The organism is Gemmatimonas sp. (genome assembly GCF_021298855.1).
Taxonomy (GTDB): Bacteria; Gemmatimonadota; Gemmatimonadetes; order Gemmatimonadales; family Gemmatimonadaceae; genus Gemmatimonas.
The window spans coordinates 262,244-285,318 of record NZ_JAJTHI010000010.1; the positions used below are offsets into that span (position 1 = coordinate 262,244).

Annotated in this window: 25 protein-coding genes; 13 read left to right on the forward strand and 12 right to left on the reverse strand. The window is 67.9% G+C overall.

Annotation, left to right across the window (positions count from 1 at the left end; all coding sequences use genetic code 11):
• The first annotated feature begins 7 nt into the window (after positions 1-7).
• Positions 8-472 (forward strand): CoA-binding protein, encoded by a 465-nt coding sequence (locus LW840_RS05110; protein WP_291263488.1) that lies wholly within the window; start codon positions 8-10, stop codon positions 470-472.
• Here the strand turns inward: LW840_RS05110 and LW840_RS05115 are convergent, their stop codons facing one another.
• The 5 genes from LW840_RS05115 to LW840_RS05135 form a co-directional block, all read right to left on the reverse strand.
• Positions 473-1,948, reverse strand: coding sequence for a diguanylate cyclase (locus tag LW840_RS05115; protein WP_291266309.1), 1,476 nt, complete (start codon positions 1,946-1,948; stop codon positions 473-475).
• Between the two features lie 114 nt (positions 1,949-2,062).
• On the reverse strand, positions 2,063-4,648 hold the full coding sequence (gyrA, locus tag LW840_RS05120) for a DNA gyrase subunit A (protein ID WP_291263490.1): 2,586 nt from the start codon (positions 4,646-4,648) through the stop codon (positions 2,063-2,065).
• Between the two features lie 298 nt (positions 4,649-4,946).
• Positions 4,947-5,825 (reverse strand): hypothetical protein, encoded by an 879-nt coding sequence (locus LW840_RS05125; protein ID WP_291263491.1) that lies wholly within the window; start codon positions 5,823-5,825, stop codon positions 4,947-4,949.
• A 42-nt stretch (positions 5,826-5,867) separates the two neighbouring features.
• Positions 5,868-6,164, reverse strand: a complete 297-nt coding sequence (locus tag LW840_RS05130; RefSeq protein WP_291266311.1) for a hypothetical protein — start codon at positions 6,162-6,164, stop codon at positions 5,868-5,870.
• A gap of 4 nt (positions 6,165-6,168) precedes the next feature.
• On the reverse strand, positions 6,169-7,239 hold the full coding sequence (locus tag LW840_RS05135) for a zinc-binding dehydrogenase (RefSeq protein WP_291276535.1): 1,071 nt from the start codon (positions 7,237-7,239) through the stop codon (positions 6,169-6,171).
• Between the two features lie 301 nt (positions 7,240-7,540).
• Here LW840_RS05135 and odhB point away from each other — a divergent pair, with 301 nt between their 5' ends.
• From odhB to LW840_RS05150, 3 genes are all read left to right on the forward strand, one after another.
• Positions 7,541-8,779: a 2-oxoglutarate dehydrogenase complex dihydrolipoyllysine-residue succinyltransferase gene (gene odhB / locus LW840_RS05140; protein WP_291276536.1), complete on the forward strand. Its 1,239-nt coding sequence runs from the start codon at positions 7,541-7,543 to the stop codon at positions 8,777-8,779.
• A gap of 386 nt (positions 8,780-9,165) precedes the next feature.
• On the forward strand, positions 9,166-10,578 hold the full coding sequence (lpdA, locus tag LW840_RS05145; RefSeq protein ID WP_291266313.1) for a dihydrolipoyl dehydrogenase: 1,413 nt from the start codon (positions 9,166-9,168) through the stop codon (positions 10,576-10,578).
• 12 nt (positions 10,579-10,590) lie between these two features.
• Entirely contained in the window at positions 10,591-11,019 is a 429-nt protein-coding gene (locus tag LW840_RS05150) for a hypothetical protein (RefSeq protein WP_291267817.1), read from the forward strand.
• 125 nt (positions 11,020-11,144) lie between these two features.
• Here LW840_RS05150 and LW840_RS05155 read toward each other — a convergent pair whose 3' ends face one another.
• The 7 genes from LW840_RS05155 to LW840_RS05185 form a co-directional block, all read right to left on the reverse strand.
• Positions 11,145-11,816 carry a hypothetical protein gene (locus tag LW840_RS05155; RefSeq protein WP_291267816.1) on the reverse strand — a complete coding sequence of 224 codons (672 nt, stop codon included), beginning with the start codon at positions 11,814-11,816 and terminating at the stop codon, positions 11,145-11,147.
• 48 nt (positions 11,817-11,864) lie between these two features.
• Complete coding sequence (locus LW840_RS05160; protein WP_291267815.1) at positions 11,865-12,746, reverse strand: hypothetical protein; 882 nt, start codon at positions 12,744-12,746, stop codon at positions 11,865-11,867.
• Positions 12,747-12,753: 7 nt separating this feature from the next.
• Entirely contained in the window at positions 12,754-13,356 is a 603-nt protein-coding gene (locus LW840_RS05165; protein ID WP_291276537.1) for a hypothetical protein, read from the reverse strand.
• Positions 13,357-13,382: 26 nt separating this feature from the next.
• The gene (locus LW840_RS05170) at positions 13,383-13,547 is read right to left on the reverse strand and encodes a hypothetical protein (RefSeq protein ID WP_291276538.1); all 165 of its coding nucleotides are present in this window, start codon (positions 13,545-13,547) and stop codon (positions 13,383-13,385) included.
• A 151-nt stretch (positions 13,548-13,698) separates the two neighbouring features.
• Entirely contained in the window at positions 13,699-14,040 is a 342-nt protein-coding gene (locus LW840_RS05175) for a hypothetical protein (RefSeq protein ID WP_291276539.1), read from the reverse strand.
• Positions 14,040-14,600, reverse strand: coding sequence for a sigma-70 family RNA polymerase sigma factor (locus LW840_RS05180; RefSeq protein ID WP_291262871.1), 561 nt, complete (start codon positions 14,598-14,600; stop codon positions 14,040-14,042). The genes LW840_RS05175 and LW840_RS05180 overlap by 1 nt, the downstream gene beginning before the upstream one ends.
• 167 nt (positions 14,601-14,767) lie before the next feature.
• Positions 14,768-15,913: a CoA transferase gene (locus tag LW840_RS05185; RefSeq protein WP_291262872.1), complete on the reverse strand. Its 1,146-nt coding sequence runs from the start codon at positions 15,911-15,913 to the stop codon at positions 14,768-14,770.
• A gap of 285 nt (positions 15,914-16,198) precedes the next feature.
• Between LW840_RS05185 and LW840_RS05190 the strand changes: the two genes are divergently transcribed.
• The 9 genes from LW840_RS05190 to LW840_RS05230 all read left to right on the forward strand — a co-directional run bounded on the left by LW840_RS05190 (position 16,199) and on the right by LW840_RS05230 (position 23,053).
• Positions 16,199-17,047: a hypothetical protein gene (locus tag LW840_RS05190; protein ID WP_291276540.1), complete on the forward strand. Its 849-nt coding sequence runs from the start codon at positions 16,199-16,201 to the stop codon at positions 17,045-17,047.
• Between the two features lie 6 nt (positions 17,048-17,053).
• Positions 17,054-17,983, forward strand: coding sequence for a hypothetical protein (locus LW840_RS05195; RefSeq protein WP_291276541.1), 930 nt, complete (start codon positions 17,054-17,056; stop codon positions 17,981-17,983).
• A 32-nt stretch (positions 17,984-18,015) separates the two neighbouring features.
• The gene (locus LW840_RS05200) at positions 18,016-19,155 is read left to right on the forward strand and encodes an ArgE/DapE family deacylase (protein WP_291262875.1); all 1,140 of its coding nucleotides are present in this window, start codon (positions 18,016-18,018) and stop codon (positions 19,153-19,155) included.
• Between the two features lie 61 nt (positions 19,156-19,216).
• Positions 19,217-19,432 (forward strand): hypothetical protein, encoded by a 216-nt coding sequence (locus LW840_RS05205; RefSeq protein ID WP_291266321.1) that lies wholly within the window; start codon positions 19,217-19,219, stop codon positions 19,430-19,432.
• Positions 19,429-20,055, forward strand: coding sequence for a ribonuclease H (locus LW840_RS05210; protein ID WP_291262877.1), 627 nt, complete (start codon positions 19,429-19,431; stop codon positions 20,053-20,055). Before LW840_RS05205 ends, LW840_RS05210 begins: the two co-directional genes overlap by 4 nt.
• A gap of 49 nt (positions 20,056-20,104) precedes the next feature.
• Positions 20,105-20,284, forward strand: a complete 180-nt coding sequence (locus LW840_RS05215; RefSeq protein WP_291266322.1) for a hypothetical protein — start codon at positions 20,105-20,107, stop codon at positions 20,282-20,284.
• Entirely contained in the window at positions 20,281-20,991 is a 711-nt protein-coding gene (locus LW840_RS05220; protein WP_291262879.1) for a zinc ribbon domain-containing protein, read from the forward strand. Before LW840_RS05215 ends, LW840_RS05220 begins: the two co-directional genes overlap by 4 nt.
• Before the next feature lie 93 nt (positions 20,992-21,084).
• Positions 21,085-22,230 carry a hypothetical protein gene (locus tag LW840_RS05225; RefSeq protein WP_291276542.1) on the forward strand — a complete coding sequence of 382 codons (1,146 nt, stop codon included), beginning with the start codon at positions 21,085-21,087 and terminating at the stop codon, positions 22,228-22,230.
• Position 22,231: 1 nt separating this feature from the next.
• Positions 22,232-23,053: a hypothetical protein gene (locus LW840_RS05230; protein ID WP_291276543.1), complete on the forward strand. Its 822-nt coding sequence runs from the start codon at positions 22,232-22,234 to the stop codon at positions 23,051-23,053.
• Positions 23,054-23,075: the final 22 nt, after the last annotated feature.

Genomic DNA, 23,075 nt, shown 5'->3' on the forward strand with positions numbered 1-23,075 from the left:
GGGTTTGGTGACAGAAAAGCTAACGACGGCCGTCCCCGCATGGCGGGCGCATCTGCTCGAACGCCAGGCCGACGTGCGGCGGACCCTGGAGGAGGTGCGGCGGGTCGCGGTGATCGGGATCAAGCCCGACGTGGTGGGAGGGCCCGCGTTCTCCGTGCCCGACCATCTGCAGCGGGCGGGATACGAGATCGTGCCGGTGCCGGTCTATTACCCGGAGGTCCGGGAGATACTGGGCGTCCCGGTGCACCGGTCACTGGCCACGGTCACGCCACCGGTGGACATGGTCCTGCTCTTCCGCCGGCCAGCCGACGTGCCGCGCCATCTGGAGGACATCCTGGCGCACCGCCCGCGGGCGGTCTGGATGCAGCTCGGCATTCGGCATGACGAGGTGGCCGAAACGCTGGCGCGGGCCGGGATCGATGTCATTCAGGATCGCTGCGTCCAGGTGGAGCTGGACGGCATGCGGCGGTAGCTACAGGCGCACCCGGTTGCGCCCGTCGGCCTTGGCGCGGTAGAGCGCCGCGTCGGCTCGGGCGAACAGGTCTTCGACGCTTTCGATGCGCGCCGCCGGATAGACCGCCACCCCGATCGAGGCGGTGAGGCGCAGGGGCTCGGGGAGGGAGTCGCTGGCGAAGGGGTGGGTCTCGATGGCCCTGCGGATGCGATCCGCGAACGATTCGGCACCCGCGTCATCGGTTTCGGGGAGGAGCACCAGGAACTCCTCCCCGCCGTAGCGCGCCACGATGTCGGCCGTGCGGATGGTGTCGCTCAGCAGCGGGGCCACGTCGCGGAGCACGTCGTCTCCCACGAGGTGGCCATAGGTGTCGTTGACGCGCTTGAAGTGGTCGAGATCGATCATCAGCAGCGCCATCGTGCTGTCGTAGCGCAGGGTGCGCTCCATCTCCGCCGCGATGCGCTCGGTGAGCGCCCGGCGGTTGAGCAACTGCGTGAGCGGATCGGTTTGGGCCAGCTGTTCGAGGCGCGCGTTGTCGGCCATGGTGCTCTCGACCATCTGCGCGCGCTGGATCACCGCGACCGCCGCCGTGATCACGGCCTGGGCGAACTCGAGGTCGGCCGGGCCGAAGCGTTCCTGATCCCGCGTCCGGCGAACCAGAAACACGCCGTACTGCCCCCGGTCGATGGAAAACGGCAAGGCAATGACGGAGCGAATCGGCACCTCGAGCCCTTCGATGCCCCACACGTGCCGCACCCCCTCGTAGAGCGGATGGGTGTCGAGGTCTTCCACGAGCACAGGCTGCCCGCTGTCGAGGGCCGCCTTGAGCTCGGGGTAGCGCTCGAGCTGCACCGGGAGATGCTGCAACCCGGGGTTCTCGAAGGCCGCCACCACGGTGGCCTGGGGTTCGCCCGGTCGGGCCAGCACGACGGAGCAATGGGACACCCCCAGGGCTCGAGCCGCGCGCCGCACCAGCAGGTGGAAGAGCTCGGAGACCGACAGGTCGCCGGTGACTTCGTGGAGGATGTCCACGAGCTTGCGCCGGCTATCCGCATCCTGCTGGGCCCGCACCAGCTGCTCCTCGGTACGCATGAGCGCCGCGCGCGTGGAGCGCAGCAGGGCCCCCATACGCAGCTGCGCCTGGACCCGCGCCAGCAATTCCTTGGGGCGATACGGCTTCCGGATGAAGTCGGCCGCGCCCAGCCCCAACGACTTCACGGAGGCTTCCTCGGGTGGCTGAGCCGAGAGCATGAGCACCGGCAGGTCGCGCCACCGATCGTCACCCTTGATGCGCTCGAGCAGCTGACAGCCGTCGGCGTCGGGCATGAGGATGTCGAGCAGGATCAGGTCGGGGGCGCGCTTCTCCAGCTGCTCGATGCAGGACACGCCGCCATTGGCAGGCACGACATCGTAGCCGTTCTCCTGGAGCAACCAGGCCACGGACTCGAGTACTGCCTCGTCGTCATCGGCCACCAGGATGCGCGACGTCGCCATTATCCCTCACCAAGGCCATCGAGTGCGCCCCGCGCGGACTCGCACTGCCATACCGTCCGGGAGCGCGGCGGCCGCACGGCCGCCGTCTCCCCGTTGCACAAGGACGAGTGCGTCCTACTCACCGTCACCAGCGCCATTGCCGCCGTCGGGTTCCGGCTCGGCTCCGTCGGCGCCCGCGTCGGCCACAGCCGAGAGGACATCGGCCGCCCCCCGCACGACCGCCCCGGTCTCGGCGGCGGCGGCGTCCTTGTCCTCGGGGATGACCCGCGCCACCGCGGAGACGAGATCCTGGTCGTCGAGGGCCACCAGCCGCACCCCCTGGGAAACCCGTCCCACGACGCGAATGTCGCTGACCTTGAGCCGCAAGGCAATGCCCCCCTTGGTCATGATCATGAGCTCGTCGTCGGCGATGACTTCCATGAGCGCCACCACGTGACCGGTGCGCTGCGTGAGATCGAGCGTCTTGATGCCCTTGCCGCCGCGCCCCTGCACCCGGTACTGCCCGATATCGGAGCACTTGCCGAGCCCGCGCTCGGTGACCACCAGCAACGTGGCCTCGCGACAGATGACCACCATGCCCACGACGTGATCATCGGGGCGCAGCTCGATGCCCTTGACCCCGGTGGTATCGCGCCCCATCGACCGCACATCGGACTCGGGGAACCGGATGGACATGCCGTTGCGGGTGGCCAGCACCACGTCGTTCCCCGTGGCGGTCACCTGCACGTCCATCAGCTCGTCGCCATCCTCGATCTTGATGGCCTTGATGCCGTTGGTCCGCGGATTGGAGTACTGCGACAGCGCCGTCTTCTTGACCGTGCCATTCCTGGTGCAGAAGAGCAGCGACTCGTCGTCGCGGAACTCCTTGGTGAGCACGATGGCGCGGACGCGGGTGTTGGGCGCCACGTTGATGAGATTCACGATGGGCTTGCCGCGCGTGTTGCGCGCGCCCTGCGGCAACTCGTGCACCTTGAGCCAGAAACAGCGGCCGTCATCGGTGAAGATGAGCATGTACGTGTGCGTACTCGCCACGTAGAACCGCTCGATGAAGTCGTCTTCCTTCAGATCGGCGGCCGCCTTGCCGCGGCCGCCACGCCCCTGCTGCTTGTATTCGGAGAGCGGGGTGCGCTTGACGTAGCCGCCGTGCGTGACGGTGACCACCATTTCCTCCTCGGCGATCAGGTCTTCGATGGAGAACTCCCCATCGTCGAACAGGATCTCGGTCCGCCGCTCGTCGCCGTAGCTCTCGGCCAGCTTGAGCAGCTCCCCCTTGAGGATCTCCATGCGCCGCGGCTTCGACTCGAGAATGCCCCGCAGGTCGGCAATGGTGAGGCGCACTTCCGCCAGCTCGGCTTCCAGTTTGTCCCGCTCGAGGCCGGTGAGCTTGGCCAGGCGCAGGTTGAGAATGGCTTCGGCCTGCCGCTCCGACAGCCCGAACCGGGTCTGCAGCTGCGTGCTGGCGGTGGGGGTGTCCTCGGCGGCGCGAATGAGCGCGATGACCTCGTCGATGTTGTCGACGGCGATCTTGAGCCCCTCGAGGATGTGCTCACGCTCCAGCGCCTTGTCGAGGTCGAACTGCGTGCGGCGCACGATGACTTCGTGCCGGTGCTCGATGTAGTGCACGAGGCACTCCTTGAGCGTGAGCACCCGCGGCACGAGCTGACGCGTATTGGGGTCGGGCACCAGCGCCAGCATGATCACGCCGAACGTGCTCTGCATGGCCGTGTGCTTGTACAGCTGGTTGAGCACCACGCGCGGAATCGCGTCGCGCTTGAGCTCGATCACCACGCGCATGCCCTCGCGGTCGGACTCGTCGCGCAGGGCGCTGATGCCGGTGAGCTTCTGCTCACGCACGAGCTCCGCAATGTCCTGCACCAGCCGCGCCTTGTTGACCTGATAGGGCAGCTCGGTGATGACGATCTGCGACTTGCCCCCCTTCTCGTTCTCCTCGATCGCGGCGCGGGCGCGCATGACGATGCGGCCGCGCCCGGTATCCTGATAGTCGGTAATGCCGGACCGGCCGTAGATGAAGCCACCGGTGGGGAAGTCCGGCCCCTTCACGATGCGGCGCAGGTCGGCCGCCTCGAGGTCGGGGGTGTCGACCAGGGCCACCACCGCGGCAATGATCTCGCGCAGATTATGCGGCGGGATATTCGTGGCCATGCCCACGGCAATGCCGGACGACCCGTTCACCAGCAGGTTGGGGAAACCGCTGGGCAGCACCCGCGGCTCTTCGAGCCGGTCATCGAAATTGGGGGCGAAATCGACGGTGTTCTTGTCGATGTCGGTGAGCATCTCGACCGCCATGCGGGTAAGACGCGCTTCGGTGTACCGATAGGCGGCCGCGCTGTCGCCGTCGACCGACCCGAAGTTCCCCTGGCCATCCACCAGCGGATAGCGAAGTGAAAAGTCCTGCACCATGCGCACGAGCGCGTCGTAGACGCTGCTGTCGCCATGCGGGTGGTACTTGCCCAGCACATCACCCACCACCGTGGCCGACTTCTTGTACGGCCGCCCCGGCAACAGTCCGAGCTCGTTCATCGCGTACAGCACGCGGCGATGCACGGGCTTGAGCCCGTCTCGCACGTCCGGCAGGGCGCGCGACACGATGACGCTCATGGAGTAGTTGATGAACGATTCCTTGATTTCCTCGTCGATGAGACGCGGCAGGATGCGTTCGCGGGCGTTTGGTACGGTCATGAGGCGGCGGGGAATGGGTCCGACACGACGTCCGACACGGGGCTCGGCGCGACGGGGCGCCAACCCGTGAAATCTACCCGGTGCCCACCCCTAATCACAGGGGCGGGGAACGGCCCTAAATCGTTTGTGGGCCTTGATTTTCGGATCGTCTACCAGCACCGGAAACACGGAACGCGAAACGCGAAACTCCCCGCGGGCAGCAGGGAGTTTGTGGCGGTAACGCCGTTCGCTGTGAACGGCACGGAGTTTCGGGTTCCGAGTAGCGGGTACGGGTGGCGTGAGGTCGGGGGCTTCCGCCCTACGCCGTCACCCGCCCCTCGACCTGCTGCTGGGCCGCGATGGCGGCGTCTTCGGCGGCGTCGTCAGATCGCTCCTCCGCCATCTCCTCGGCCTCCTCAGCGGCGGCCTCGGCGTCGATGGCACGCTGTTCGGCGCGGTAGCGGTCGTACCATTGCCGGGTGATTTCGCCGGCCAAGTCGCGGTTCCCCAGACCGAACGAGAGCGCCAGCGCCAGCGCGACGGCGCCGAACAGGATGGCGAAGGCCGTCGTCACGATGTCGGTGGCGATCCCGAGCTCCTGCAGGGCCATGAACACCGCCAGCACGATCACCCCCCCACGCCCGATGCGCGCCAGCCAGGGACCGCCGTGCAACCCACCCGCCGAAGCCATGATGAGGCCGCCCACGAATCCCCCCAGCACGATGCCCAGGATGATGATCACGATGGCCGCGATCACACTGGGGATATAGCTCATCAGCTCGGTGAACACATTGGCCAGCGAATCGAGGCCGATGGCACTGGCGGCAATCAGCAGCACGGCAAACATCACCACCCAGAAGAGCAGGTTGGCGATGACCTTGGCCGGGTTGAGGTGAGACCCCGAACGCTCCACGGCCTGCAGCACCCCGCCGCGCTCGAGGAGCTGGTTGAAGCGCAGGCGGCGCAGCAGGCGTGCCGTTCCCTTCTCGACCACCTTCGCCACGAGATAGCCGGCGAAGAGAATGACCAGCGCACCGAACAGCGCCGGCACGAACTCGCCCAGCAAGGCGAAGCTCTGCTCGAGGCGCTCCTGAAACGTGCGGGTCACGGTGCCGGTCACGTCGGCGTCCTGCGCGGCACTGGCAATCATGAGGGAATCGGGGAACGACGACGAATCCTGCGGAAGCGGCACAGACACGGAGTTGAGAGAGAGGCGTTGGTACAACGGTAACATGGCGACCTACAGCCGTGTCCCGCGCCGGACGTCGAAGATGGCGCTGCGCCGACACGAAGGACAGAGCAGCCATTCGCGCTGCCGGTGGTAGCCCAGGCCGAACGATCCGCCACCGAGAGGGCGACGGGTCATGCGCACCGCGCAGCGAGGACAGGAGGGCAGCGTCCCGTCGAGCACCGCGGCGCGCATCTGCTGCTCTTCCTCGGTCGTAAAACGAGCCCCGTCACCGGCAGGTTTCGCCAGCGCCGCGCGCCGGCCGCCCGCCGGGGGCGTCGTCTCATCGGGCGGTCCGGCGTCAGCCATGGCCTCAGCTCCACGGCACGAGTTGCACCACGACCTTGCCGAACTGCTGGCCGCTCTGGAGGCGCGCGTAGGCTTCGGGGGCCTGCGCCAGAGGCCAGACGCTGTCCACCGGCGGCTGCAGCGATCCATGACGGAAGAACTCGGTAATGGCATCGAATTCGGCGTCGTTGCCCATGGTACTGCCCATGAGGGTCCACTGGTTCCAGAACATGCGCCGGAGATCGACCTGGACCATGGGGCCGCTCGTGCCCCCGCAGCTGACCAACCGACCGCGGCGCCCGAGGGCCACCAGCGATTGCGGCCAGGTGGCCTCGCCGACACTGTCAATGACCACGTCGACCCCGCGCTTGTCGGTCATGGCGCGGATGGTCTTGCCGAGATCCGGTTGCCGATGGTCAAGCCGCTGGTCGGCGCCCAGGAGCGTGGCCCGTTCGAGCTTGTCGGGGGTGCCGGACGTGACCCAGCAGGTGGCGCCGATGTGCTTGCAGATCTGCAGGGCGGCGAGCGCCACGCCCCCGCCGATGCCCCAGATGAGCACCTGTTCACCGGCGCGGACCCTGGCGCGGGTCACGATCATGCGCCAGGCCGTGAGCGTGGCCAGCGGGAAGGCGGCCGCCACGTCCCAGGGCAACCAGTCGGGGATGGTGCGCACGTTGGCTTCGGGCACCACGACGTAGTCGGCCAGGGTCCCCGGGTGGTGCTCGCCCAGCACGCCGTAACCGAGGCAGAGCGGCTGGTCGCCATCGCGGCAGTATTCACAGCGGCAGCTGCGGTCGACCACGCCGGGATTGATGATGACCCGGTCACCCACCTGCACCGACGTGACCTTGCTGCCCACCGCGTCCACGATCCCGGCGCCGTCGGAGCCGAGGGGCCACCCGGGCTTGACCTTGGACCCCGGGATGCCCTGGAGGACCCACAGGTCGAGGCGGTTCAGCGCGGCGGCGTGAATGCGCACCCGCACGCCGTCCGTCGCATGCACGCCGGGCACCGGCAGATCGTCGCGCACAACGAGCTGTTCGGGACCGCCATGGGCGGTGAAGGTGAGGGCGCGCATGGTGTGGAAGAGGCTCATGACGACGGACGCTCGGAAAGCGGGAGCTCGAACGGTGAAGATGGGAGTGCGGCTGAACAGCAGACGGCAAACGGCAGGAACTACAGGGCGCAGACGCGAGGCATGTGGGAAAACAAACGGGGGCGGGCGCTTTGCGCCGCCCCCGATTTCCGAATTCCTGCGCACTGCGGACTGTGGTTCCTGCCGTCTGCCCTCTGCATTTGCCACCGGCGCGGCGCGATGTGTGCCCCACCCCCCACCACCTGCCCCGCGCACCTGCCTATATTGCGACCCAACTCCCAAGTCCCAACACCAAGCCCATATGTCGTCCATCAAGGTTCCCCCCCTCGGCGAATCGATCGTCGAAGCGACCGTCTCGCGCTGGCTGAAGAAGGAAGGCGACGCCGTCGCCGTTGGTGATTCGCTCGTCGAGCTCGAGACGGACAAGATCACGGTGGAGGTGCCGGCGCTGGAGGCGGGCACCCTCACGTCGCGTGCCAAGGGCGAAGGGGACGTGGTTGCGGTCGGGGACGTGCTGGGAGAGATCGCGGCTGGGGCGGCGGGCGCCGGGGCGGCCACCGCCGCGGCGGCCCCGGCGGCGGCCGTTGCCGCAGCCCCGGCGGCCGGTTCCGCGGGCGCCGGACAGGCGGCGGGTACCGACCCCAAGGTGTCGCCAGCGGCGGCACGGCTCGCGACCGAGACGGGAATCGATCCGGCCGCCGTACCGGGGAGCGGCCGCGGTGGGGTGGTCAGCAAGGCCGATGTGATGGGGGCCGTGGCGGCGGGATCGGCGGCGGCACCAGCTCCCGCGCCGGCCGCAGCCCCCGTCTCGCCCCCGACCGCGCCGGCCCCCGCCGCTGCCTCAGGACGCGAAACGCGGGAAAAGATGACCACGCGTCGCAAGCGCATCGCCGAAAACCTGCTGCAATCGCAGCACGCCACGGCGCACCTCACGACGTTCAACGAAATCGACATGACGGCGATCACGGCCCTCCGTGAACGCCTCAAGGAGCGCGTGGAGAAGGAGCAGGGCGTGAAGCTGTCCTTCATGCCCTTCTTCGCGAAGGCCGCCGCGCTGGCGCTCAAGGCGTACCCGGTCGTGAACGCCCAGATCGACGGCGACACCATCGTGTACAAGCACTACGTCAACATGGGTATCGCCGTGGCCAGCGACGCCGGGCTCGTGGTGCCCAACGTGAAGGACTGCGACCAGAAGAGCGTCGTGCAGATCGGCAAGGACATCGGAGCCGTGGCCAAGCGGGCGCGCGATGGCAAGCTGAGCATGGACGACCTCACCGGCGGCACGTTCACCATCACCAACGGGGGCGTGTTCGGTTCGCTCATCTCCACGCCGATCATCAACTACCCGCAGGTGGGCATCCTGGGGCTGCACAAGACGCAGGATCGCCCCGTGGCGATCGACGGCCAGGTGGAGATCCGGCCCATGATGTACGTGGCCCTCAGCTACGACCACCGCATCATCGACGGCCAGCAGGCGGTGCTCTTCCTGGTTCGGGTGAAGGAACTCATGGAAGATCCGGCGGCGATGCTGGTGTATTGAGGCGCACTCGCGACCCGAGACACGAAACCCGAAACGCCCCGTGAACCGCCGGGAGTTTCGGGTTTCGCGTTCCGGGTGGCGGGTCGCCCGATGTCCGAGCGATCGCGCTGCCGCACAGAAGTCCCCCAAATGCACCACGACGCCCCTGGCGTTTCCGCCGGGACGTCGGGCTTCGTCAGCAAACGTTTTCAACGCGAGGGTTGGGACCGCCGCTGACGATCATGTGGGCAATGGCCCGTTACTGCGAATAACGTGCCGTCGTGTGAAAGACGGCACAAGCGGGGTGGGGTAACAAACTGGTACCCGCGACCAGGAGGAAGGCATTTCATCGTTAGCCGGTTATTCCACCAATCGCCGCCGGCCACCCTGGGATTAGCTTTCGCGCCATGACCTCCCCATCCATCCAATCCGCCGATGTGCTGGTCCTCGGCGGGGGCCCGGGCGGCTACGTGGCCGCCATTCGCGCCGCGCAGCTCGGATTCTCCGTGGTCTGCATTGAAGCGGACAAGACGCTGGGCGGCACTTGTGTCACCGTCGGGTGCATCCCCTCCAAGGCGCTCCTGCAGTCCAGCGAGCATTACGAGTGGCTGCGGCTGCATGCGGCCGAACACGGGGTGAAGGTGGACGGGGCGTCCGTCGACCTGCCCACCATGATGGCGCGCAAGACCGAGGTGGTCGCGCAGAACACCAAGGGGATCGAGTTCCTCTTCCGGAAGAACAAGGTCACGTGGGCCAAGGGCTTCGGCACGCTCAAGCCGAACAACGTGATCGACGTGCAGGGTGCCGACGGCACGGTCACGTCGTGGCAGGGGACACACGTCATTCTCGCCACGGGCTCCGTGCCGGTGCAGTTGCCGTTCCTGCCGTTCGACGAACGCCGCGTGCTCTCGAACGTGGGTGCCCTGCAGATCCCGGAGGTGCCGAAGCATCTCATCGTGATTGGCGGGGGCGTGATCGGCCTCGAACTCGGCTCCGTCTGGCGACGGCTCGGGGCGAAGGTCACGGTGGTGGAGTACGCGCCCACCATTCTCCCCGGCAACGACGACGATGTGGTGAAGGAAGCCGACCGCATTTTCCGCAAGCAGGGGCTCGAGATTCACACCGGTACCAAGGTGACCGGCGGTGACGTGCGCGACGACGGGGTGACGATTCACGTGGAGAAGGACGGCGCGGCGTCGCGCCTCGAGGGCGACTATGTGCTGGTGAGTGTGGGGCGCCGGCCGTCGCTGAGCGGCGTGGACGCGGCCGCGCTCGGACTGCAGCTCGGGGCGCGCGGCGAGATCGTGGTGAACGACCAGATGCGCACGAACCTGCCCAACGTGTTTGCCATTGGCGACGTGGTGGGGGGCAAGCTCCTTGCGCACAAGGCCGAGGACGAGGGGGTGATCGCCGCCGAGGTGATTGCCGGCAAGCCGGTGCACATGCACTACCGCACCATGCCCGGCGTGGTGTACACCTGGCCGGAAATCGCCACCGTGGGACTCACCGAGCAGGAGGTCAAGGCCAGCGGCCGCGCCTATCGCGTGGGCAAGTTCCCCTTCAGCGCCAACGGCCGCGCGCGCACGATGGGCGAGACGCAGGGCTTCGTGAAGTTCGTGGTAGACGCCGCCACCGACGAGATTCTCGGCTGCCACATGATCGGCCCCCACGTGGCCGACAACCTGGCGCAGGTGGTGCTGGCCATGGAGTACCGCGGCAGCGCCGAGGATATTGCGATCACCGTGCACTCACACCCGACGCTCAGCGAAACCGTGAAGGAAGCGGCGTTGAGTGCGTTGGGGCGGGCCATTCACATGTGACGCTGTTCCGCCGTGTCCCGTGCCCTGATGGGCGCCATCGGCGCCGTCACGATGCTCTCGCCCGCCGTCGTGGAGGCGCAGAGCGGCAAGTGGGTGGGCACGGTGAGTACCCTCCGTTCCGCCGGTGGCTCGGCGGACATTACCATCGAGCCTCGCGGCGAGAAGCAGTCCCGCGTACGTCTCACGGTACGCAACGTGAACCGCGACATGCGCATTGCGTGGGACATCGTGGCCGGGCAGTGCCGCGATAACGGCGCACCCATTGCGCCCCAGGCGGCCTTCACTCAGTTGCAGAGCCGAATGGATGGCGGCGGGTCGGCCACGGCCAATGTCCCCAAGCTCACGTCGGGGCAGCCGTACTACGTGCGCGTTTTCGATCCGCAGCTGTCCCCCACCGACGACAATGTCTGGGGGTGCGCGAACCTGGCTGAGAAGCCCTGATTGCCGGATCAACGACTTTGACCCCTTGATCGGATCTGCTTGCTGGCATCACCCCTGATGCACGAAGGCGCCGGCCTCCATTGACGGGAGACCGGCGCCTTGTCCTTCCGCCCCGCGCAGCCCGCTCAGGGACGCATGGCGTTCGGGAGCTGGGCGGAGTTCCGAGTGTCCTCGAGCCCGCCGAAGGTGAACCACGGGAAGCCACGCGTAATCAGCTCACGCCCGACCACCGGGATGTGGAGCGGCGTTCCTGGCAGGAGCCGCCCCCAGCCGCGGGCGTCGAGGTAGTGCGTGTAGCCATCGTACGGGAAGAGCTCCATGCGCTTCTCGTACTGGATGGCGTCGAAGAGCCAGCCACAGCTGCCGTCGTCACGGCGCGGCACGCAGTCGCGTCCCGGCGGCGGGCCGTTGGCGTCCACGGGGCGAAGCCCGGCCGCGACGCGTGTGGGATTGATGATTGCGGCTGCCTCGGCGAAGCGTCCGAGCCGCCAGAGCGCCTCGGCGCGGATGAACTGCATTTCCTGCACCGAGATGATCGGTACGAAGGTCCGGCTCCCCGAGTCGGCCGCCGCGTTGAGGTAGCGCACGTGCCGATACTGCGAGGTGAGATACGCTCCGTTCGCCGCGCTGCCTATGGTGGACGTGACCCGGTTGATGCGGCCCACGCCCGTGATCGGGATGGTGAGGGTGGTGTTGCTGATGCGCCGATCGGGGGTGAAGATCTGGATCGAACTGCGCGTCGCCACCGTGCCATTCAGCCACTGCTGGTAGGCCCCCGACGTATCGGCCGGTCCCACATAGCGGGTGGAGAGGCGCAGGGTGCTCTGGGCGAACGAGTTGGTGATTTAGGTTGACGCCGTGCCCGCGATGGCCGGGTCGGCGATCAACCCGAAGTCGCGGGTGACCGTGGAATCGAGACGGGCCAGCACGGCCGCCCAGTTCACGGCGGCCCGCTGCTGCGGCGTGCGCGGGGAATACACGTCGGCGCGCACCAGATACGACTGCATCACGCGAATGAGTTCGTCGCGGGTGGTGGGGCGTCCGTTGATGAAGAGCGTGGGCAGGGTGAAGTCGGCGGTCCGACGCGCCTCCGCGATGGCCGCCTGCAGCTGCGCTCTGGCATTGGAGAGCACCTCGGGCCACGGGGTGAAATCCTGCACGATGGCGTTGAAGCCCGGGGTGATGGTGTCCGTCACGTATGCCTTGTCGTGCAACAGCGCCAGCTGCAGCTGAGACACCGCGATCACGAAGCGCGCGAAGATCTTGCGGGAGTCCGTGTCGCGCCCCCGGGGGAACTGGGCAGATTGCGGGCCGAAGACGAGCTTGTTGTCGCGGATGCCGATGAAGGCTTCGCGCGCTCCGGCCGCCGCCTCGTAGTGCTGGTTGAAGATGTACCGCGACAGACAGTTGAGGTTGTCGCGGTTGTTGATCCCGATACGCGGTTCCTGCGAGAACTCGAGGTAGGTGGCGCTCGTCGTGGTCTGCACGTTGGCATAGACCTCGAGCGGGAGCGTGGGACAGGTGCCGCGCGAAGTCAGCGTGAAGGCCTTGAAGGCCCCGATGAGCGCCGCCTCGGTATTCGACGCGTTGGTGAACACCGTGGTGATACCGAGCGCGTTCGGGTCGTTGACGTCGAGGCTCATGCAGCTGGTGAGCCCGGTGGCCAGCGCGGCGCCGAGAGCCAGCCCGGTCAGTGCCCGGTGGGGGCGGAGTCGGATGGTGCGCATGGGCGCCTCAGAAGGTGAGCGTCACGACGCCCGTCAACGTACGGGTCATCGGGTAGGTGGCGTCGTCGAAGCGGACCGTGGGCGAGCCGGCCATCACGTTGAGGCCCGTGTAGCCCGTCAAGGTCCGCAAGTTCCGGCCGATCAGGTCGATGTTCATCCGGCTGAAGCCGGAGCGCTCGAGGAAGCGCCACTTCTTCGAGTCGAGCGAGTAGCCGAACAGGAACTCGGCGATCGTGAGGTGCGTGCCGCTCTCCACGAACCGCTTGAGGTAGAGGTTGTTGTTGTTGGAGACGGCGTTGTAGTAGCTCACGGGCTTCTTGAGCTCGTCCGGCTTGCCGGCCTGCACCACATCCGGGTGGTCGCCGGACGCATAGTAGGTCTGGTTGCTGTTGGCGTACACACTGCCGCCGAACTGACCGGTGGTCTGGATGAACAGGCGGAAGTCGCGATAGCGGAAGTTGTTCTGCCAGCCGAAGCGGAGCCCGGGGTTGGAGTCGCCGATCCGGCCGTACCAGAGCACGCCGTCGTCGGTGCGCCGCGGGATGGGGTGCCCCCAGCGGTAGTGCACGCCATCGATGTTGAGCGTGGTGCCCCACAGGTTCCTGGCCACCCCGTCGTGCCACGTGTTGCCAATACCTACGGGGACGAGGTAGCCGTCATCATGGCATCGACCACGGTCCCCACGAGCATGTCGGGGCGGTCGTCGGGGCTCGCGGTCCGGGGGCTGGGCTGGGCCTCGGCCAACGTGGCGCCCACCAGCAGGCACAGCGACGCACGGTGCAGGGGCATCGGGCGGGACATGCGAGCAAGGTGCGTCGGAGTCCACGTGGCGACCAGTCCCACCGCGAGCCGCACCTGCCGGTTGGTACGAAAAACGCCGCCCGGCATGCTCCGGGCGGCGTCTTCAGTGTTGCGGGCCGCGGGTCAACCGGCCACGATCCGGCGGGGCAAGTCAGTCCGCGAGCGGGGCGTTGACCACCGGCGGCGTGGCGGGCAGCGCCGCCATGATGTTGGCCGTGAGGTGGGCCGGAGCCTTGGCCTCACGCATCACGCCGGCGTCGGCGTGGACGCGCATCCAGAAGGCCACCGCGTGGTCGTTCTCGGCGCGTGCCTCGGCCTCCGTGGCTTCACCATCGAGCCACAGCTGCACGGCACCGGCGGTCTGATCCGCCGCCGAGACGCCCGGGAGCGGCACCTCGCGATCTGGCACGGGGCGCTCGGCCGGAGCCGCCGCCTCACGCGGATCGCGGACCTTCTGATTCAGGTTGTCGTGCGCTTCGTGTCGATCGAGCATCACGCGTATTTCTCCTCGAGCAGGGCCTGAAGTGCTTCACGTGCCCGATGCACGCGCATCTTCAGGGCGCCGACTGTGGTACCCAGGAGGTCCGCCATTTCTTCGTAGGAACGCCCTTCCACATGCTTCATGATGAAGGCTTCCCGAAGGCTTGGCGCCAGCTGCGCGAGTGCTGCATCGAGATCCTGCCGCAGTTCAGTGCGGTCGAGGTCCTCATCGGGGCTCGCGTAGCCGGAGGGCTGATCGTCTTCGTCGTAGCTGAGGTGCGTGCGCCGAATGTTCTTCAGCCAGTCCTTGCACCCGTTGGCAACGATCCGGAACAGCCAGGCATCGAATCGTCCGCGGACTTCACCGAGATGGTGATAGGCCTTGATGAACGATGTCTGCAGAATGTCCTCGGCGACGTCGGGACTGCCCGTCATGCCGAGTGCATGTCGATACAGCGGATCACTGTAGCGACCGATCAGCAACGCGAACGCGTCGCGCTCTCCCGCGAGTACCCGGGAGATGACGTCCTGATCGTGGTCGACGTCGCTCGGTGGGATATCGGATTCCGTCATGGTCACGGCGCTAGGATAACGCCGAGGTGACGGGTTTGATACCCCTGCCGCACAACCGCCGCCGGAAACCCTCCCCCGGACGATCACCACGCCTGCCGCTCGTCTCGCCAGAAAGACGAAGTTCGCATGCGGAGGTCACGATTGGATCACGAAAATGGTGTGCCCTATCACTCGACGCGCGCGAAGGCGAGCCACCCGTTTTCCCGCACCGTAACGCTGTGTTCGCCATGATGCGGCGGCGCAAAGCGAACTCGGCCGTTCCACAGCGGCGGCAAGCCGGTGCGAGCCGCCTCGGTAACGCTGAGGTCGTGCTCGCGCAGCTGCTCCAGCACCGCGTCCCGCGCCGATCGCACCACGCCACACGGCACCCCGGCTGCCGTCAACGCCACAATCCAGTGCTCCACAGGCCGGGTCGCGAAGTGGTCGGCAAGCCACGTCACCACCGCGGTGCGGTGCTGCAGACGCCCGGCGTTGGTGCGCAACGCCGGATCATCTGCCAGCTCCGGCCGTCCCACGGCCCGCATGGCGGCCACCCATTGCGAATCACTGCCGACGGCCAGAACGAAGGGGCGGTCGGCCGCGCGAAACAGTTGATAGGGCACGAGGTTCGCGTGGGCGTTTCCCCACCGCTCGGCCTCACGACCGCTCACGAGCGTGTTCTGGGCCACGTTGACCAACGCCGCCACCGCGCTCGACTGCAGGGTCACCTGGACCCGCCGGCGCTCCGGCGGCAGCGCCCTGCCCCCGGCCCGCTCCCGCGCCGCCAAAAGGGCCAGGATGCCGATTGCCGCGTCCTTGCCGGTGGTCACATCGACCATGGCAACCCCGGACTTGATGGGATCACCTTGTGGTTCGCCGGCAATGGCCATCCAGCCCGACTCCGCCTGGACCACGAAGTCGTACCCCGGGCGCAGGCTATCGGCTCCGAATCCGGAAATGGTACACCAGATGAGTTGAGGATATGCGGCCAGCAAGGCGTCAGCATCGATACCGCTTCGGTCGAGTGCCCCGGGCAGAAAGTTGTCCACCACGATATCGGCGTCGGCAATGAGCGACAGGACGAGGTCGCGGTCTTCGCGGACCGCGAAGTCGGCCGTCAGCGACAGCTTGTTGCGATTGACACTCCGGAAGTAGGCAGACTGGCCATCGTCGGCGAACGGTGGCCCCCAACCACGCGTGTCATCCCCCAGCCCGGGGCGCTCGACCTTGATGACGGAGGCACCAAGATCGCCGAGCATCATGGTGCAGAGCGGACCGGCGAGTACGCGCGATAGATCGAGCACGCGAATCCCCGCGAGCGGAAGTGGCTCCATGATGCCTCATTTATGGCGTTGTTAAGCTGCGATTTACTTGGCTTTACCGCCCGAGTACTGCGGCATTTGTGGCCGCGCGCGGACCGGGGCAGTGCCGGACCGACGCCAATAATATGCAGGCCAACGCCCTAAAGCACGCCCGGATACCTTGCATAGATCACTGGAAATCATATAGTTACCCGCGTTCCGGTGGACGTGGGACACTCGGCGGCAACGGCATCATCGTCCTCCGAGTTTTCGCGACCACCTTTTTTTCATGCATGGCGGAAGGAGTGCGCTCCACCTATGGCCGATTTGCCGCAGGCTGACGACGATACGCTCACGGAAGGCGATGCGCCTCCAACCGCTCCCGCGCCGCGCCGGGGTCCGGGACACCGGGCTGCCGATGCGCGCGACACGGCCGCCGAAATGGCGGCCCGGGCGCACGAGATCAGCCTCGAAGCCGGAAGCCGCATGGCTGGCGCCATGCGGGACGTGGTGGGAGCGGCCGCCGGGCTGAGCGCCTTCGTCATCGAGAGTGCGCGCGACCTCATTCATTACATGGTGCGACGCGGCCAGATGAATCAGGACGAAGCCGATTCGCTCATTGCCCAGGCCGAAGCGGCGTACATCGCCAAGCACGGGGCACTTCCCGCGCCGCAGCCCAAGGCCGCCCCGCCCAAGCCGGTACCGCTGGGACAGATGCCCAAGGCCGTGCAGGCGCCGGCAGCTGCTGCCGAAGCGGCCCTCGAAGCACGCGCAGCCATGCGCATTGAGCCGCAGAAGCCGTCCGACAAGGTGACGTTTGCTCCTCTGCCGCCCAAGCCGGCACCCAAGCCCAAGGCGGAAGCCAAGCCCGAACCCAAGCCAGAAGCAAAGCCCGAATCGAAGCCGGCCAAGCCGGTAGCCAAGGCCGAGCCCAAGAGCGACAGCAAGCCGGTTACCAAGAAGGACGCGGCGCCGGCCAAGCCCGCCGCCAAACCCGCCGCCAAACCGGCCGCCAAGCCCGCCAAGCCCGCCGCCAAGGCGCCAGCGAAGCCGGCAACCAAGGCGCCGGCCAAGCCGGCTCCCAAGGCCCCGGCGAAAGCGGCAAAGGCTCCTGCCAAGGCGCCCGCCAAGGCTCCCGCCAAGAAGGCCGCCGGCAAGAAGAAGTAACGCCGCGTGATCGTTGCGTCGGCGCCAACCCGCCTCGACTTCGGCGGAGGGTGGACAGATGTCCCTCCCTTCCCCGAAGAGCGAGGCGGTTTCGTATGCAATCTGGCCATCGAACGCCGCGCCACGGTCCACCTCGAAGCCGAGGGGGCCGATGCCCCCTACCCCGACGATCCCCTCGTGGCGATCGCGTTGCGCCGCGCCGGGTTGCCGCACGCTCGCGTTCAGCTGACCAGCGACTTCCCCGTAGGCGCCGGCCTGGGTGGCTCCTCAGCCGCCGGGGTCGCGCTGCAGGCAGCCATTGCCGCGGCTCGTGGCGACGCCGTTCGCCCGTACCAGTTGGCCGAGGACAGTCGGAGCACCGAGGTAGACGGTCTCGCCATTGCCGGGGGATATCAGGACCACTATGCGGCGGCCTATGGCGGGGCGCTCGGCCTGACGCTGACGCACCGGCGACATGTGGAGCAGCTGCCGCTCACCGCCAGCGCCGTGGCGTCGCTGGAATCGCGGGTCTGCGTCATCTACACCGGCGAATCCCGCATCTCGGCGGAAACGATTACCGCCGTGCTCGATGCCTACCGCACGCGTGTCCCCACCGTCGTGACGGCGCTCGAGCGCATGCGCGACCTCGCACGGGGCATGGCCGAGGCGTTGCAGGCAGGGAACGTGAGCGAGTTGGCCGGCCTGGTCGACGAACATTGGCATTACCAGCAATCGTTGCATCCGGCGATCACGACCCCTCGCATGGCCGCCATCGAAGCCGCCGTGCGGGCGGCCGGAGCCGAAGGATTCAAGGCGCTGGGGGCGAGCGGGGGCGGCTGTGTGGTGGCACTCGCCCGCGTCGGACAGATGGAGGCGGTACGCGCGGCGGCATCACCACTGGGCACGGTGCTGCCCTGGCGGGTGGCCACGCAGGGCGTGGTCGTCGCGCGGCACTGACCTCGCCACGGCGGCATCGCTAGACTGAGCACGTGGCCTTTCCGCTTTCTCCCGTCGCGTTGACCAGAGCGCTGGTCGCGGTCGACTCCCGCAATCCGAGCCTGGTACCCGATGGCCCAGGGGAGCGGGAGGTGGCGCTGCTGCTGGCGAATATCCTCGAGGAGTGGGGCTTCGCCGTACACGTGGCGGACGTGGCCCCCGGGCGCAGCAACGTGGTGGCGCGCATCGGGCCAACGGGTGTGGCGCCGTTGGTGCTGAACGGGCATCTCGATGTCGTCGGCACCGATGGCATGAGTCACGCCCCCTTCACCCCCGAGCTGCGCGACGGCAACCTGTATGCCCGCGGCGCGACGGACATGAAGGGCGGCATTGCGGCCATGTGTGTTGCGGCGGCGCGCGCGGCGGCCGCCGGACCGTTGACGCGCGAAGTCGTGATCGCGGCCGTGTGCGACGAGGAGTTTGCCAGTATTGGCACGCGCGCCCTGCTGGCCGATGGCCTGACGGCCGCGGCCGCCATCATCACCGAGCCCACACGCCTCGCCGTGGTTCCGGCCCACAAGGGATTTGCCTGGATCACGGTGCACGTGCAGGGGCGGGCGGCGCACGGCAGCCGCTACGATGTGGGAATCGATGCCAACCGGCTGGCCGCGCGTTTTCTCGTGGCCCTCGATGCCTTCGAAAAGGAGGAGCTCGCCCGCCGCACCCATCCGCTGCTGGGCCGCGCATCGGTGCACGCGCCCCTTGTTTCCGGCGGCACAGGGTGGAGCACCTATGCAGACGAGTGCACCGTGAAGCTGGAACGGCGCACCCTGCCGGGTGAGCAGCCGGAGGCAGTACTGCGCGAAGTGCAGGCGCTGCTGGACATGTTGCACGCGGCGGACCCCGCGTTCCGCGCCACCTGTACGTTGGGGGGAGCCCAGCCGCCTCTCGAAACACCGGCGTCGCACCCCCTCGTCACGTCGGTCGTGCAGGCGTGCCGTGCGCACGGGCTCGCCGGCACCATCGACGGGCTGTCCTGCTGGACCGACGCGGCGCTCTTTGCCGAGGCCGGCATTCCGGCGCTCTGCTTCGGCCCCGGCGACATTGCCCGTGCGCATTCGTCCACCGAATGGGTGGAACTCGCGCAGCTCGAGCAGGCGGCGGACATCCTGCACACGGTGATCAGCGCCTGACCGTCGGTCGTTCCGCCTTCCTTGCTCGTTGTCTTCCTTTCTGCCGCAGAACGTTCCTCCCATGCAACCGACGACCGCGCAATACGACCTGCTCGAGCGGGCCATCATCGATGGGTCGCGCCTCACCATCATGCGGCGCGGGACGGAGTACGTCGTGATCCCCGAGCGCCTGCGCGTGGACAGTGGCCGCGAGGTGATCGTGGCACGGCATCCGAGCACCGGGCATCGGCTGGAGCTGATCGTGGACGAGATCGATTCCCTCGAGGCGGTGCGATGACGGCGCGCTATCCGCTGGTGGCGGTCTACGCCGACGAATCGTGCCTGGGCAATGGCCAGAGCGGAGCCACCCCCGGCGGTCTCGGGGCCCTCGTGGAGTTTCGCAAGGCCGACGGTACCGTGGCCCGCTTCGACCTGTGGGCGTCGGAGCCCACCACCACCAACAACCGCATGGCGCTGCGGTCGGTGATCGACAGCTACGCTGCCATGTCACGGAAGGGGAACCGCCTGTCGGTGCAGTTCACGACCGATTCCCGCTACATCGTGGATGGCATGACCAGTTGGGTGCGCGGCTGGATGGCGCGCGGATGGAAGCGCAAAGATGGCGCGGTGGAGAATGTGGAGCTGTGGCAGGACGCTGTGGACGCCATCGCCCTGCACGAGACGCAATGGTGCTGGGTGAAGGGGCATGCCGGGCATCCGCAGAACGAATACGCCAACCATCTGGCGACGCGGGCGGCAGCGGCGCAGGATGCTTCGGACGGGCTCGTGGCGTCGCAGTTCGACGCCTGGCTGCAGGCCCAGGGGCCCAAGGTGCGGGCGCAGTCATTGTCGCCGTTTCCCGTGGTGGAACGGTTCGTTCCGGCACCGCCGTTACCGGCGCGTTCCACGGTGCGTCCATGAGGTGACACGCATCCCGGCGCTGGGGCGCCGGGACTCACCTTGGGTGCCCATGTACAAGTATCTCTTCGCTCTGACCACCGGCATTGCCATTGGGTACGGCTACGGCTGGCACGACGCGCAGGAGCACGACAAGGCCGTGGCCGAGCGCGTGATCGAGCGTATCGGCACGGCCGTGCGTGAGCGCATGGGCAACACCGTGGACCCCCAGCCCGGAACCGGCGGCAAGTGAGCACCGTTGCCCGCTCGCTCGACGATCTCGATCGTCTGGCGTTCCGCCTGTCCCGCACCATCCGCACTCAGCATCCGCAGCTGCTCGCGCTCGGCTTCACCTTGAGTGATCTCGAGGAGCGGCTGCTGCCGTTCCGCGAGGTCCGCCGCGAGATGGCCAACGGTGGTGCCGATGCCTTTGAATCGGCGCTGTTGCGTCTGGTCGCCGGCGAGCGGAATTACGTGATGGCCGATCCGGCACTCCAGCGCGCCTGCCGTCAGGCACTGGCGTTTCCGTCGCCCACCCTGTCCATGGTACGGGCCTGGGCCACGAGCACGCTGCAGCTCAATCAGCCGGCGCGCGCGGCGACCGGCAGCGGCGCCGGCGCCGGCGCCGAGGCTCCCGTCGTCCGCCGCAGCGGCTCCGGAGCGGTACGGGCACACCCCGCCTACGACCCGGCGGACGATCTGTTTCCGGCGCCCGGAGAAGGGACGGCCGTGGCCGGCCGAGCGCAGCTCGCTGGAACGGTGGGTCACCACACGACGGAGCGGGCCACGTACGCCGACAGTCATTGCTGCCGCTTCTGCGACAACACGCTGCCGCAGGGGCGCGCCGTGACCTACTGCCCGTACTGTGGCATGGATCTGACCAAGCGCCACTGTGCGGCGTGCAGTACGGAACTCGATGTGCACTGGCGCTACTGCGTGACCTGCGGCCGGCAGGGATAGCCGCAGCCCGCTGGGCGACGCTGGCGCCTGGCGTCGGCGGCGCGACAGCCGATGGGATTGAATCCCGTGACCCGGTCGGCGTGTATTCAGAGCATGACTCTCCGCGTTTCCGTCGTGGTCGGCACGGCCCTGCTGCTGGGCTGTGCGTCGGCACCTGCCCGGTCAGGGGCCCCAACCGACGCGGGCCCCGCTGCCCTCCCGGCCGGCGGGGCCGGCGGGGCCGGCGGGGCCAGCGCGGCAACGGCGGCGGTGGCGCCACCGCCGCTGCGGTGGCCCGTTCGCACCGTCCCGCACGTGGACCTGTGGCTGCACGCCTTCGCCATGCTGAGCGACGATACGGCGTCGGTGCCGCTCTACCGCCGTGGCTATCGCGATTCCATCACGGTTCTCAAGAATCAGCGCAATCTGCTCACCGCGCTCGACGGCAACCGCGAGGCGCTGCGGCGCGGGCTGCAGCGGGGCAGCTACCTGGATGCGCAGTTTCTCCCCTTTGCCTACGGGTCGTGGGACGAGCTGCGGGCCACGGCCGAGCACTATCTCCAGCTCGGCGGCGACGTGCGACGCGCGCCAAGCCGCGACGTCGCGTTTCGCCTGCAGCCGTTCGCGGCGCTCTTTCCGGGGAGCAGCGACCGGGAATGGCTGCGGCTGTTCCTCACCGGCGTGGACGACGAGGGCGCGCGTTTCCTGCTCGCCGAACATCAGCGGCAGCTGCGCGAGCGTGCCCCCACGATCACGGCGGTGGACAGCCTGTGGCAGCAGGTCTATCGCGACAAGTTCGAGCGGTTCCTGAACAACACCGGACAGCGGCAGGGCGACCTGGTGCTGTCGTTGCCGATCGGCGGTGAGGGACGCACCGGGCCTGGGTACACGGGACGCGTCATGGTGGCGGTGACGTATCCCGCGCGACCTGCCGATGCCGCAGAGGTGCTGTATGTGTTCGCCCACGAGGCGACGGGCGCGCTGGTGGGTCCGGCCGTGAGCGACAACACCACGCCGGCGCAGCAGCGCGCCGGGGTGGCCGCGCAGTTCATTTCGTCGGGGCAGGTTCAGGCCGGGGCCATGCTGCTGACCCGCATCGCCCCCGAATTGCTCGACGGGTACCAGCGCTACTATTTGACGCAGAGCGGACAACGCGTGACCGGAGACGTGCGCGCCCTCTTCGATCGTACCTTCACGGTGCCGGCCATCATTCGCGAGGCGCTGGCACGGCAAATCGACATCGTGCTCAGTGGCATCTGACATGCGTGACCTTCCACGTACGGCACTCGAGCGCGTGCTCGCCCGCGCCTCTGAATTGCAGAACACCGAGCCCGGTGAGCCTGGCGACACCATCAGCGAAGCCCGGCTGGTGGAGATCGCCAGGGAAGTGGGGTTGGACGTGCAGCATGTGCGACAGGCCATCGCGGAGGAGCGTGCCCAGGTCACGTTGCCGGTCACGGGCAGCAGCGGCCTGCTCGCGAGCATCGGCCCGGCCGTCGTAAGTGCGCAGCGCACCGTCCCCGGGACGCCGGAGCAGCTGCTGCGCGACCTCGATGCGTTTCTGCCGCGTCATGAGTACATGGTGGCGGTACGCCGTACGGCCGATCGCGTGGTCTGGGAGCCGCGACGTGATCCGTTGGGGAACTTCTTCCGCTCGCTGGGCTCGGGGGGCCGGCGCTTCGACCTGGTGCGCGTGGATCAGCTCGTGGTGAGTGCCACCCGCGTGGACGACGCGCGCTCGGTGCTGCGATTCGACGCCGTGGTGGATGGGGCACGTCGGTCGGTGCGTACGGCCACGCTGGGGGCGGCCGGCGCGGCGCTGCTGGTCCTGGGCGTTGCGGCCGTGCCACTGCTGTTCCTGACGATGATGCCGCAGGTGGTGGTGGTCATCATGGCCCTGCTGGCGGCGATCGCCGTTGGCGTGACGTGGCTGTGCTGGCGCACCATGGCCCGCACGTTCCGCACGATGGTGGGGCGGGCGCAGCAGCGTATCGAGTCGCTGCTCGACGAGGCACAGCATGGCCGCCTGCAGGCGTCGCCCACGCTGCTGGAAAAGATGCTGCAGGGGCCGAGCCCGTTTTAGCGGTCGGCGCCGGTCCCCCGCG

What these genes read in the sequence shown, in the direction of transcription:
- LW840_RS05115 (WP_291266309.1), bottom strand. Translation starts at nt 1,948, where the DNA reads ATGGCGACGTCGCGCATCCTGGTGGCCGATGACGACGAGGCAGTACTC.
- lpdA (WP_291266313.1), top strand. Translation starts at nt 9,166, where the DNA reads ATGACCTCCCCATCCATCCAATCCGCCGATGTGCTGGTCCTCGGCGGG.
- LW840_RS05130 (WP_291266311.1), bottom strand. Translation starts at nt 6,164, where the DNA reads ATGGCTGACGCCGGACCGCCCGATGAGACGACGCCCCCGGCGGGCGGC.
- LW840_RS05170 (WP_291276538.1), bottom strand. Translation starts at nt 13,547, where the DNA reads ATGTCCCGCCCGATGCCCCTGCACCGTGCGTCGCTGTGCCTGCTGGTG.
- LW840_RS05215 (WP_291266322.1), top strand. Translation starts at nt 20,105, where the DNA reads ATGTACAAGTATCTCTTCGCTCTGACCACCGGCATTGCCATTGGGTAC.
- LW840_RS05185 (WP_291262872.1), bottom strand. Translation starts at nt 15,913, where the DNA reads ATGGAGCCACTTCCGCTCGCGGGGATTCGCGTGCTCGATCTATCGCGC.
- LW840_RS05190 (WP_291276540.1), top strand. Translation starts at nt 16,199, where the DNA reads ATGGCCGATTTGCCGCAGGCTGACGACGATACGCTCACGGAAGGCGAT.
- odhB (WP_291276536.1), top strand. Translation starts at nt 7,541, where the DNA reads ATGTCGTCCATCAAGGTTCCCCCCCTCGGCGAATCGATCGTCGAAGCG.
- LW840_RS05180 (WP_291262871.1), bottom strand. Translation starts at nt 14,600, where the DNA reads ATGACGGAATCCGATATCCCACCGAGCGACGTCGACCACGATCAGGAC.
- LW840_RS05210 (WP_291262877.1), top strand. Translation starts at nt 19,429, where the DNA reads ATGACGGCGCGCTATCCGCTGGTGGCGGTCTACGCCGACGAATCGTGC.
- LW840_RS05205 (WP_291266321.1), top strand. Translation starts at nt 19,217, where the DNA reads ATGCAACCGACGACCGCGCAATACGACCTGCTCGAGCGGGCCATCATC.
- gyrA (WP_291263490.1), bottom strand. Translation starts at nt 4,648, where the DNA reads ATGACCGTACCAAACGCCCGCGAACGCATCCTGCCGCGTCTCATCGAC.
- LW840_RS05225 (WP_291276542.1), top strand. Translation starts at nt 21,085, where the DNA reads ATGACTCTCCGCGTTTCCGTCGTGGTCGGCACGGCCCTGCTGCTGGGC.
- LW840_RS05135 (WP_291276535.1), bottom strand. Translation starts at nt 7,239, where the DNA reads ATGAGCCTCTTCCACACCATGCGCGCCCTCACCTTCACCGCCCATGGC.
- LW840_RS05175 (WP_291276539.1), bottom strand. Translation starts at nt 14,040, where the DNA reads ATGCTCGATCGACACGAAGCGCACGACAACCTGAATCAGAAGGTCCGC.
- LW840_RS05160 (WP_291267815.1), bottom strand. Translation starts at nt 12,746, where the DNA reads ATGCGCACCATCCGACTCCGCCCCCACCGGGCACTGACCGGGCTGGCT.
- LW840_RS05230 (WP_291276543.1), top strand. Translation starts at nt 22,232, where the DNA reads ATGCGTGACCTTCCACGTACGGCACTCGAGCGCGTGCTCGCCCGCGCC.